This window comes from Enterococcus phoeniculicola ATCC BAA-412 (genome assembly GCF_000407505.1).
Taxonomy (GTDB): Bacteria; Bacillota; Bacilli; order Lactobacillales; family Enterococcaceae; genus Enterococcus_K; species Enterococcus_K phoeniculicola.
This window is the reverse complement of record NZ_ASWE01000005.1, coordinates 75,445-87,463: the sequence shown is the minus strand read 5'-3', so window position 1 is coordinate 87,463 and position 12,019 is coordinate 75,445. Positions and strand designations below refer to the sequence as shown.

The 12,019-nt window shown below is 36.3% G+C and carries 9 protein-coding genes; 6 read left to right on the top strand and 3 right to left on the bottom strand.

Features of this window, described 5'->3' with window-relative positions:
• Positions 1-1,095 precede the first annotated feature (1,095 nt).
• The 4 genes from rplI to I589_RS16600 all read left to right on the top strand — a co-directional run bounded on the left by rplI (position 1,096) and on the right by I589_RS16600 (position 5,755).
• On the top strand, positions 1,096-1,548 hold the full coding sequence (rplI, locus tag I589_RS16615) for a 50S ribosomal protein L9 (RefSeq protein ID WP_010766812.1): 453 nt from the start codon (positions 1,096-1,098) through the stop codon (positions 1,546-1,548).
• Between the two features lie 126 nt (positions 1,549-1,674).
• Positions 1,675-3,048, top strand: a complete 1,374-nt coding sequence (dnaB, locus tag I589_RS16610) for a replicative DNA helicase (RefSeq protein ID WP_010766813.1) — start codon at positions 1,675-1,677, stop codon at positions 3,046-3,048.
• Positions 3,049-3,455: 407 nt separating this feature from the next.
• On the top strand, positions 3,456-4,748 hold the full coding sequence (locus tag I589_RS16605) for an adenylosuccinate synthase (RefSeq protein ID WP_010766814.1): 1,293 nt from the start codon (positions 3,456-3,458) through the stop codon (positions 4,746-4,748).
• Positions 4,749-4,891: 143 nt separating this feature from the next.
• Positions 4,892-5,755 carry a DegV family protein gene (locus I589_RS16600; RefSeq protein WP_010766815.1) on the top strand — a complete coding sequence of 288 codons (864 nt, stop codon included), beginning with the start codon at positions 4,892-4,894 and terminating at the stop codon, positions 5,753-5,755.
• 202 nt (positions 5,756-5,957) lie between these two features.
• On the opposite strand, the gene I589_RS16595 is transcribed toward I589_RS16600, so the two are convergent.
• Entirely contained in the window at positions 5,958-7,580 is a 1,623-nt protein-coding gene (locus I589_RS16595; protein WP_010766816.1) for an ABC-F family ATP-binding cassette domain-containing protein, read from the bottom strand.
• A gap of 276 nt (positions 7,581-7,856) precedes the next feature.
• Between I589_RS16595 and I589_RS16590 the strand changes: the two genes are divergently transcribed.
• Complete coding sequence (locus I589_RS16590) at positions 7,857-8,378, top strand: HdeD family acid-resistance protein (RefSeq protein WP_034685546.1); 522 nt, start codon at positions 7,857-7,859, stop codon at positions 8,376-8,378.
• 132 nt (positions 8,379-8,510) lie between these two features.
• On the opposite strand, the gene spxB is transcribed toward I589_RS16590, so the two are convergent.
• Positions 8,511-10,238 carry a pyruvate oxidase gene (gene spxB / locus I589_RS16585; protein ID WP_010766818.1) on the bottom strand — a complete coding sequence of 576 codons (1,728 nt, stop codon included), beginning with the start codon at positions 10,236-10,238 and terminating at the stop codon, positions 8,511-8,513.
• 162 nt (positions 10,239-10,400) lie between these two features.
• Between spxB and I589_RS16580 the strand changes: the two genes are divergently transcribed.
• Positions 10,401-11,219, top strand: coding sequence for a ZIP family metal transporter (locus I589_RS16580; protein ID WP_010766819.1), 819 nt, complete (start codon positions 10,401-10,403; stop codon positions 11,217-11,219).
• Between the two features lie 583 nt (positions 11,220-11,802).
• Here the strand turns inward: I589_RS16580 and I589_RS16575 are convergent.
• Positions 11,803-12,000, bottom strand: a complete 198-nt coding sequence (locus I589_RS16575) for a hypothetical protein (RefSeq protein WP_010766820.1) — start codon at positions 11,998-12,000, stop codon at positions 11,803-11,805.
• Positions 12,001-12,019: the final 19 nt, after the last annotated feature.

The following is a 12,019-nucleotide window of genomic DNA, read 5'->3' as shown; positions in this document are numbered from 1 at the left end:
AAAGAGATTTCTTAGGAAATCTCTTTTTTTTATACATAAAATATTTTTTCAATTGGCACGTTCGATGAGGATGCACATTCTTTGTTAATTGGGTTAATATAAAGGGAAGAGGAGAAATACATCTCCACTATGTGCTGAGGGGGAGACGTATCTTCTCGGTGTTTCGCTCTCTTCAATCTCTAAAAGTTGAATGAGCTTTTAGAATTGAGCATCTCCCCTGTATTTCACACTTTTAACAATTTCTAAGCATAAGGATATAGAGTTGATGATTTCAAAGATAGAAATTACATTGATACACTTTTTCTGAAAGAAACAGATGTAGAAACGTACCTACTTGGTTCCCGAAATTTGAGAAACATCTATTAGAAATCAGTCAATATAGAAGACACTCTTAATATTTCCTATTGTTTTTGTGAAGAGCTGCATATTGCTATAAATCATGGAAGCTTCACTTCCTATGATTTATAGTATCTACCTGGTGCTGTAAATCACGGGAATTTGACTTTCAATGGAGCAACAGTATCTACTTGGTGTTGCGGATTATGGAAGTTCCACTTCCTATGGAGTCACACTCTGCTTATTTATCGGAGCTAACCACTTCTGTATTGACCTTGTGAATTTTCATGATTTCCAGTAGTAAAAATATGTTCTGCTATTCAGTCTTTAATAAAGGTAAAACGTAAATAAAATAGTTAGATCCCTGATTTCCAGTAAATTATTTAAATTTGAGAAACAGGTTGACTGTTAGCTTATAAATGATGTTTCACGTGAAACATTTAAACACAGAAATTTTTTTTACAAGTCTACAATGAATAAATAGAACTGGAGATATGCGTATGAAGACTTGTTAAGTGAATAAGCTAACCTCTATAGGAAGAACGTGTGTTCTTATTTTCTGTTTTGAAGAGAAGAAAACTTGTGAACAAACATGTTCTTTAGTACAATAACAGGGGAAGCTTATGCTGGATGTAAGAGATAAATTTTATTTTAAGAAGAGCAGTAAGTGTTTATATTCAACTAAGTGATAAGAGGATTTGGTAAAAGATTTATTTTAATGAATCCATTCTATGAAATTTAATGAAGGAGAGTACGCATATGAAAGTAATTTTTTTACAGGATGTTAAAGGAAAAGGCAAAAAAGGTGACGTGAAAGAAGTACCAACAGGATATGCACAAAATTTCCTATTAAAAAATAATTTGGCGAAAGAAGCAAATAAAGGCAGCATCAGCGAATTAGAAGGTAAGAAAAAAGCACAACAAAAACATGATGAGGAAGTCCTGGAAGAAGCAAAAGAATTAAAGGATTTCTTAGAAAAAGAAGAAACAGTTGTTGAATTGAAAGCAAAAGCAGGGGAAGATAGCCGTTTATTTGGTTCAATTCCTTCAAAGCAAATTGCTGAAGGGCTGAATAAACAATACAAAGTAAAACTAGATAAACGTAAAATTGAATTGGAGAATCCAATTCGTACACTTGGCTACACAAAAGTTCCTGTTAAATTACATTCAGAAGTGACTGCGACCATCAAAGTTCATGTAGTAGCGGAATAAGCCATTTCATATTCAATGTATATACAAGAGTCTGGGACATTAAAAGTGATTGTTCCAGGCTCTTATTGTACTTTGGATTAATTTCTTGTAAAATAGATAGACTGATAAAATATAGGAGCGATAGATATGAACGAAGTTTGGCAAGATCGTGTTCCACCTCAAAATATCGAAGCAGAACAGGCTGTTTTGGGTTCAATATTTCTAGATGCGGAAACGATTATTGATGCTATGGAATATATTGAGCCAAAAGATTTTTACCGGCGGAGTCATCAAATCATCTTCCAGACTATGATTGCTCTGAACGATCGAAATGAAGCGATTGATGTAATCACGGTAAAGTCACGATTAGAGCAAGAAAATTTATTAGAAGATGTAGGCAGTTTAAGCTATCTTTCTGATTTAGCAATGGCCGTTCCTACAGCAGCTAATATTACGTATTATGCAAAAATTGTTGAAGAAAATTCGTTGTTGCGAAGTCTGATACAAACAGCTACTGGAATTGTAACCAAAGGGTTTGAGCAAGGAGAAGATGTTCAAACAATTTTAGACGATGCAGAAAAGAGTATTCTAGAGGTTTCCGAAAAGCGAAATCGTAGTGGCTTCCTTTCTATCGCAGATGTATTAAATACGACAATTGAAAATATTGACCAGTTGTCAAAAAATAATGAAGAAATAACTGGACTTCCTACGGGCTATCAGGCCTTAGATAAAATGACTGCTGGCTTACAAGCAGAAGAACTAATTATCTTAGCTGCACGTCCAGCGGTAGGGAAAACAGCTTTTGCTTTGAACATAGCACAGAATGTTGGAACGAAAACAGATCGATCTGTAGCTATTTTTAGTTTGGAAATGGGGGCAGAGTCTCTCGTAAACCGTATGTTATGTGCTGAAGGATCGATTGAAGCGAGTCATTTACGAACAGGGCAGCTGTCAGAAGAAGAATGGTCTAATTTGATTGTTGCAATGGGCAGTCTGTCAAAAGCAAATATCTATATTGATGATACTCCGGGGATTAAGATTTCTGAGATTCGTGCAAAATGTCGAAAGCTTGCTCAGGAAAAAGGAAATTTGGGTCTAATTCTAATTGATTACCTGCAATTAATTGAAGGAACTGGAAGAGAAAATAGACAACAAGAGGTTTCTGAAATCTCTCGTCAATTGAAAAAACTTGCAAAAGAACTAAAGGTTCCCGTAATTGCCTTGTCACAGCTTTCTCGTGGTGTAGAGCAACGTCAGGATAAACGTCCCGTATTAAGTGATATTCGTGAATCAGGGTCTATTGAGCAGGATGCAGATATCGTTGCATTCTTATATCGTGATGATTATTACGATAGAGAAGGTGGCGAAGAGGGAGAAGAGCGAGAAGCTCCGCAAAATGATAACGTTGTAGAGGTTATCATTGAGAAAAACCGGAGTGGTGCACGAGGTACTGTTGAGTTACTATTCATTAAAGAATATAATAAGTTTTCTTCTCTATCACCAAGAGAAGAATTCTATTAATAGTCAGTAGAAGAATTTTCACCATGCTTTTTAGATGAGGGGCTGACGTTGGCGAGCGTGCTCTAAAAAAAGAGCGGTTAGTTCGTACCATCGAAACGGTTAGTTCCATGATTTTCAGCAATAAAAATAAGCTTCTTGTGTTCCAATCTTTTATTTAAATATGACGAGGTCAGGCATAACTTTTTTAGATTATGTTCTGGTCTCTTTTTATTTTGGATAAAAATAGCTAGTTGAAAATCCGATTATTGTCAAAGTAAATCGGAAAAATATTTTATAAAACAAAAAAATGTTCGTGTTTTGCTTTTTAAATAAAAGTATTTTTTTATAATATTCGATTTTCATTGAAATATGTTGGTTTTCTTGGTACAATTATTCAGGATTAAAAAAATAAAGAATGAGGTGCTTGAATGTCATCTGTAGTAGTTGTAGGAACTCAATGGGGCGATGAAGGTAAGGGAAAGATCACTGATTTTCTAAGTGAAAATGCTGAGGTCATTGCTCGCTATCAAGGCGGAGACAACGCAGGGCATACAATTAAGTTTGACGGCGTAACCTATAAATTACACTTGATTCCTTCTGGGATTTTTTACAAGGAAAAAATTAGTGTGATTGGAAATGGTGTGGTAGTCAATCCAAAATCATTAGTAAAAGAGCTCGCTTATTTAAAAGAGCATAACGTAACAACAGATAATTTACGTATTTCTGATCGTGCACACGTTATTTTACCCTACCATATCAAATTAGACCAATTGCAAGAAGATGCAAAGGGTGAAAATAAGATTGGGACAACCATTAAAGGAATTGGACCCGCTTATATGGATAAAGCAGCTCGCGTGGGTATTCGTGTAGCAGATCTTTTAGACAAAGAAATTTTTGAAGAACGTTTAAAGATTAACTTAGAAGAAAAAAATCGTCAGTTTGTTAAAATGTTTGACGATGAAGCAATGAGTTTTGATGATATTTTTGAAGAGTATTATGAGTATGGTCAACAAATTAAACAATATGTAACAGACACATCAGTCATTTTAAATGATGCGTTAGATGCAGGTAAACGTGTACTTTTTGAAGGCGCACAAGGGGTTATGCTGGATATTGACCAAGGAACCTATCCATTTGTTACTTCTTCTAACCCTGTAGCCGGTGGAGTAACTATTGGGAGTGGTGTAGGTCCATCTAAGATCAATAAAGTTGTGGGTGTATGTAAAGCCTATACTTCACGTGTAGGAGATGGTCCATTCCCTACAGAGCTGTTTGACGAAACAGGAGAACAAATTCGGACAGTTGGAAAAGAGTATGGAACAACTACAGGGCGTCCACGTCGTGTGGGTTGGTTTGATTCTGTTGTGATGCGTCATTCAAAACGAGTATCAGGGATTACGAATCTATCATTAAATTCAATTGATGTGTTGAGTGGACTAGATACAGTGAAAATCTGTACGGCTTACGAATTAGACGGAGAGCTGATTTATCATTATCCAGCTAGCTTAAAAGAACTAAATCGTTGTAAGCCTGTCTATGAAGAATTACCAGGCTGGTCTGAGGATATTACCGGATGTAAAACACTTGCTGAATTACCTGAAAATGCTCGCAACTATGTAAGACGTGTTTCTGAGCTTGTAGGCGTGCGTATCTCGACGTTTTCAGTTGGACCTGATAGAAACCAAACAAACATCTTAGAAAGTGTTTGGGCGCAAATCTAGCCTATTTTTTGAGCTATTAGGAAAAACTTAGATAATTAAGTGAGTTTGATTGAAAAACACTGAGAAGAGAGAAGTTCTTCTCGGTGTTTTTTTCTTGATAATGGTAAAATGTAGGAAAGAGTAAAGCAAGGAGGAAGAAAAATATGTATCAAATTATTACAGACTCCTGTTGTGACCTGCCATATGAGGTCTTGGAAGAACATAAAATTGCCTTTATCCCCATGTTTATCACCCTAGATGGTAAAGAATATGTGGATGATTTAGGGAAATCATTTAACCAAGAGGACTTTTTAGAAAAGATAAAAGAGGGTGGTCAGCCATCAACCACACAAATTAATGTGGGACGTTATCTAGAGTACTTTAAAGAATACGCTGATAAAAATATATCTCTTCTTTATGTCGCTTTTTCTTCAGGATTGAGCGGTTCTTATAACAGTGCGCGTCAAGCGATAGAAATGCTTAAAGAAGAATATGATGAAGTCCCAATTCATATAGTTGATTCAAAAGCAGCTAGCCTTGGAGAGGGAATTCTTGTCTTAGAAGCAGATCGTTTGCGACAAGAAGGAAAGTCCATAGAAGAGACCGTGGACTGGCTGGAAGAAAACAAAGGAAAAGTCCATTCTTGGGTAACGGTGAATGATTTGAAACACCTTGAAAGAGGGGGCAGAATTTCTAAAACAGCTGCTGCATTAGGTGGTTTGTTAAATGTGAAACCTATTATCAATGTGAGTCCTGAAGGAAAATTACAAAACGTAGACAAAGTTCGTGGAAGAAACCGTGCATTAAAAACGGTGGTAGATGAAACGATGAAAACAATTGTTGCTCCGCTTTCTCAAACAATCTATATTGCTTATGCAGGAGATAAAGAAGCTGCAGAAAAAGTTAAAGAGCAGTTGTTAGAGACCAAAAATGTGAAGGGTGTTATCTGTTATCCTTTAGGACCTACGATTACAAGTCATACAGGATACGGTTGTATTGCCGTTTTTTCAATGGGAATTACGAGATAAAATCAAGGGAAAAGTGTTCAGCTACAAAAAAATAAAGAGGACGTGCTTCACTGAAAATGATAGTTTTGTGAGGTGTAGATGGGTCAGGCATTGAACAATCATAAAAGGAAAAGCTTCGTTCTATTCAGCAAAAACTCATTAAATAAGTAAAAAAGATGTTTCTTGAGGTCTCAAGAAACATCTTTTTTGGTATGAAAACTGATTAAGCAAATAATGTTGCCATACGTTCTTTTACGTCTGGATTTTCTAAGAACTCATCATAGGTTGTTTCTGCACGGTCTACTACACCTTTATCAGAGACTGCAATAATACGATTTGCTAGTGTTTGAATAAATTGATGATCGTGAGAAGCAAATAATAGCGCACCTGTGAAGGCCATTAGTCCATCATTTAATGCAGTAATAGATTCCAAGTCTAAGTGGTTGGTTGGATCATCAAGAACTAAGACGTTGGATTTAGAGAGCATTAATTTAGAAAGCATACAACGGACTTTTTCGCCCCCAGAAAGAACATTCACTGGTTTTAAGACTTCTTCCCCAGAAAAGAGCATACGTCCCAAGAAGCTACGTAAGAAGGTATTGTCATCTTCTTCTTTACTTGCATATTGTCGCAGCCAGTCTAAAATGGTTAATTCGTTGTCAAATTCTCTAGAGTTATCTTTTGGAAGATAAGATTGAGTGGTTGTTACACCCCAACGAACAGATCCTGTATCGGGAGTAATTTCGCCCATAATCACTTTAAATAATGTTGTTGTTGTGATGTCATTGTTTGCAATGAAGGCTACTTTATCTTCTTTGTTTAATGTGAAAGAGATATTATCTAAAATTTTCTTTCCATCAATAGTAACACTAACATTTTCTACTTGAAGTAAATCATTTCCAATCTCACGTTCTGGTTTGAATCCAACAAATGGATAACGACGTGAAGAGGGTTGAATATCATCCAAGGTAATTTTATCCAACATTTTTTTACGAGAAGTTGCTTGTTTTGATTTAGAAGCATTCGCGCTAAATCGTGCAATAAAGTCTTGTAATTCTTTGATTTGTTCTTCTTTTTTTGCATTAGAATTTGCTTGAAGTTTTGCAGCCAGCTGGCTTGATTCTAACCAAAAATCATAGTTTCCAACAAAAAGTTTAATTTTCCCAAAGTCTAAATCTGCCATGTGTGTACATACTTTGTTTAAGAAATGACGGTCATGGGAAACTACGATAACAGTGTTTTCAAAGTTAATTAAAAATTCTTCTAGCCAATTGATTGATTGGATATCTAATCCATTGGTTGGTTCATCCAAAAGTAAGACATCTGGTTTTCCGAAAAGTGTTTGTGCAAGTAGCACTTTGACTTTTTGTCCAGCAGTCAGCTCACTCATCGTTTGATGGTGAAATTCTTCTGGAATATTTAAGCCTTGTAGTAAGACAGCTGCTTCAGGTTCTGCTTCCCAGCCATCTAATTCAGCAAATTCCCCTTCTAGCTCAGCCGCACGGATACCATCTTCATCAGAAAAATCTTCTTTCATATAGATAGCATCTTTTTCTTTCATGACTTCATAAAGACGCTTGTGTCCCATAATAACCGTTTCCAGCACAGTATATTCTTCATAGTCAAAGTGATTTTGCTTTAAAACAGCCATACGCTCATCTGGTCCTAGACTCACATTCCCAGTCGTAGGTGCTAAGTCACCAGATAATATTTTTAAAAAGGTAGATTTTCCTGCACCATTTGCCCCAATCAGGCCGTAACAGTTCCCAGGAGTGAATTTAATATTTACATCATCGAACAGTTTGCGATCTGAAAAATTCAAACTGACATCATTTACAGTAATCAATTGTTTTCCTCACTTTAATCAGTATTGACGCTCGGTCTCTTAGCATTATATCGGTGATACGTGAAAGTTTCAAGATAACTATGATTTTTTCCTGTAAAAAGTACTGAAAAATTAATATTCTTTTGAAGTTTCACGTGAAACGTTTGGAAAAAATGAGTTCACCTATAAAAATCAACAAAAAGCAAAAAAGAATCAAATAAGATTACATATTTTTTGACGAGTTTTTTTGATAGGAGTAGGATAAAAGAGAAAGCAATAAGAAAGAAGGAAAATATGATGGAACAAAAAAGAGGCGTGGATTGGGGAAATCTTCTCATGGGTATTTTATTTGTTATCGTTGCCCTATTCTCTTTTCAAAATCCAGCAGGAGACTTGATTGCAATTGTTATGGTTTTTGCAATTTTCGCACTTTTGAAAGGAATATTTGAAATTTTTGCACGAAATAAATGGAAAGAATTAACAGGCTATAAAGCTAAAATGCCATTACTTGTAGGGATAGTAGACATTCTTATTGGCGTATTTTTCTTGTTTAATATTCGTGCTGGTGTTTTGGCTTTGCCGTTTGTCTTTGCTATTTGGTTTATTATGGATTCAGTACTGGGGTTGTTTGCGTTAGACTTAGCAAAGTCGATTAGTAACGGCTATTATTGGTTTACATTACTAGTGAATGTACTAGGAATTTTCCTAGGAGTTATTTTGTTATTCAATCCATTATCTGCAGCACTCACACTTAGCTTTTTGGTAGGATTTTACTTTATGATGTTTGGTATCACGCATATTGTGTATGCATTTCGTTAAAACGAAAAATTTCTTGCAGGAAATAACTATTTATTTATAAAAAAATATAAACCACGCGAAACCAATTGGTTATCAAATTGATTTCATGTGGTTTTTTATTTTAAGTAGAATCAGATTGTTTATTTATTTTTGTTATTTTTTTAATAACTCAGAAAGTGCAGGCATATCATGTACGTCATACTTTTCTTTAAATGCGTTAATTTCTTGTTCGGAGAATTTATCTGGATCTAAGACGAGTTCTTCGACTGGAAGAGGACGTTGGTTTTTTATTTTTATATCAATGACTACAGGTCGTTTACTGTTTTTAGCAGCTTCAAAAGCAGGCTGTAATTGGTCATAACGTGTAATGGTGAAGCCGACTGCACCAAGTGCTTCGCCGACTTTTCCAAAATCAGCTCCTTCTAAAAATACACCGAATTTCTTTTGTTCTGTATCTTCTTGTTCTGCTTCAATAAAGCCGAATGACTCATTTGAAAAGACAACATTAATGATTGGAAGATTGTATTTAACTTGAGTAATAATGTCCTGCATAACCATTGCGAATGCCCCGTCTCCACTCAATGTAAAGACTTGGCGATCTGGATAACTTAACTGTGCAGCAATTCCTCCAGGCACGCCATTTCCCATGGTAGCAAACCAACCAGAAGTCGTGTGCTTTTGTTGTCCATTTAAATCAAGTAGACGGATGGAATGAATCGTCGTGTTTCCTACATCTGTGACAAAAATAGCGTCTTTTTCTGCGATGCGATTGATTTGTGCATAAACAGGCTCAGGTCGTAAGGGTTCATCTTTAGAATCAGAGAAGCTTGCTAGCCAGTTAACCCAATTTCGTTTATTTTCTTGATTGGCTAACAACCACTCATCTTTGGGTCTTTGCGTACCCAGTTCGACTAATTTACGTAAGGCAGTTGCTCCGTCACCAAGTATGGATACGTCTGTCTTGTGTCGGCGCCCAAATTTTGTTGCATCAATATCAATTTGAATAAATTTTGCTTTAGGATTAAAGAAATAGCGTGCAAATGGAAAATCACTACCTACAAAAACAATTAAATCTGCTACGGCTAATGCTTCATTAGCAGGTTTTGTTGCCACACGAGCTGCAAATCCCAAGAAGTTTTCATAACTATCTGGAACAATTCCTTTTGCTAAAACCGCAGCTGCAACAGGCATAGAAAAATGTTCAGAAAATGCCTTAATTGCCTCCCAGCCACCACGTGTTCCTTGTCCAATATAGAGGATAGGTTGTTTGGCTTCTTTAATAAGTGGTAATGCTTCGTTGAGTTGGTCTTCTTGTGGAAGAATAACCCCTGTGCGGTGATTGTGAGCAGTAGAAACAAAGGTATCGTCTATTTCTTTAAAGCCAAAATCAACTGGGATGGTTACAACAGCTACACCGTTATGCTCATAGGCCGCTTTAATTGCTTCATCTACCACATGAGGCAAGCTCTCTGGTGTCATTACTGTTCGGTTATAGACACTCACATCAGCAAACATTGGATTTTCATTTAATTCTTGGAAAGAATTGTAGTTCATAGCAGTCGAAGCAACCTGACCTAACAAAGCGACTACTGGAACGTGGTCCATTTGAGCATCATACAAGCCATTGATTAAGTGTGAGGCTCCAGGACCAGCAGAACCAAAGACAACCCCAACTTTTCCAGTTAATTTTGCATCAGCCGCCGCTGCAAGTGCTCCGACTTCTTCATGTCGAACTTGAATATATTTGACGGATTCTCTTTCGTGATAGAGTGCATCCATAGTGGAATTAAACGATCCACCAGGAATTCCATAAATATGATCGACTCCCCAGCTTTCAAAAACTTTTATCATTGCAATTCCTGCATTTATTTTATTTGACATATGCGGTTCTCCGTTCTTTTCATATTTATTACAAGTATTATTATACGCTTTATAAAAAAAGGTACCAAGTAAAGTGTTTTTTAGGGGAACCGAAATAAAGTGGTTTCATTGATAATAATATGCTAAAGTAAAGAGAGAAAATACATGAAAGGAGATTCATGAATGGTCAATTGGCTATTAAGCTTAGAGCCGTGGCAACAAGCTTTGGTAGGCACGGGATTTACGTATTTTATGACCGCTTTGGGCGCTGCGTTAGTCTTCTTTTTTAAAGAGATAAAAAAAGAGGCATTAAACCTAATGTTAGGCTTCGCTTCTGGTGTAATGATTGCCGCTAGTTTTTGGTCTTTGCTGGATCCAGCGATTGAAAAAGCAACAGAAAATGGTGATATTGCCTGGTTAGTTGTGAGTATTGGTTTTGGGCTGGGCGGATTATTTCTTTATATTTCAGATAAAACGATTCCCCATATGCACTTTGGACCAAATAAAGAAAAAGAAGGCTTACCTAGCCATTTGAAGAGAACGATTTTACTCGTTTTTTCAATTACCCTACATAACATTCCAGAAGGATTAGCAGTAGGTGTAGCTTTTGGTGCAGCGGCAAATGCGCAAAATCCAACAGCGGCAGTATTAGCAGCTATTTCCGTAGCACTCGGTATTGGTATTCAAAACTTTCCAGAAGGTGCAGCTGTTTCTATTCCATTACGTCAAGAAGGGCTTAGTCGCTGGAAAGCATTTTTATACGGACAAGCTTCAGGTATTGTTGAACCGATTGCAGGGGTTGTAGGTGCATTACTGGTCACAAGAGTGAATCTATTGCTTCCATATGCACTGGCGTTTGCTGCCGGAGCGATGATTTATGTAGTTGTTGAAGAATTGATTCCAGAAGCGCAGCAGACGCTTTCTAGTAAGCGACACTTTGCTGTTTTTGGCGTGATGCTAGGATTCATTATAATGATGGTCTTGGATGTTGCGTTAGGGTAGAGGACAAAGGAATTAAAGTCAGGGCAAAGCGAATTTTGTTCCTGGCTTTTTATTATGTATTTTTCGGGAAATAAAAAACTCAGTTATATAAATGATAATATAAATATACAAGGGTGAAATAAATTTTAATGATTATAAAGAGTATTTATGAGTAAGTTATAGGCCAGACGAGAAAGAAATAGGTGTGAATTGAGGAAAACGGATGTAAGACTATTAATGAAGTATGTGCCTTTAAATCATTCAATTATATGTTTTTTGAACAGAAAAGATAGTAGAAATGATAAACCAGTTGACTAATGGAAAGGGGAAAGGAGTAGACGTATTTGCAGAGCGAAAACTAGTAAATAGTTTTCTTATATAGAGTAATTGTCATTCTGTTAAGCTAAACGATTGTTAAAAAAGATAAGCGAGCTTTATCAAATGTTAACAGACGTCCAATTTAGAAGAAGTTATCAATAAAATAATGGAAAAGGGAATATCCTAAGATTATACATAAAAAAAGAACCTAGCCTCATCTGTTTCTATTAGAGAAGTAGGTGAGAGGCAGGCTCTTTTTTTCCTGTTTTATTCATAAATAAAAAACTTAGTAGTAACGTCGTGAGCGTCCTTTTCCGGTAATTGCACGAACAAGCCAGATAGCAATTGCAAGAGGGATAAGGATTTTGATGGCTAACCAAAGTAATCCGCTTAATAGACCTAGAACGGCGCTTAGGATAATTCCGCCGCCGATACATAGGGCAACAAATACAAGGATCATCAGAGCTGGATTATTTTTTTTCATGGGAACTTCCTTCTTTCTT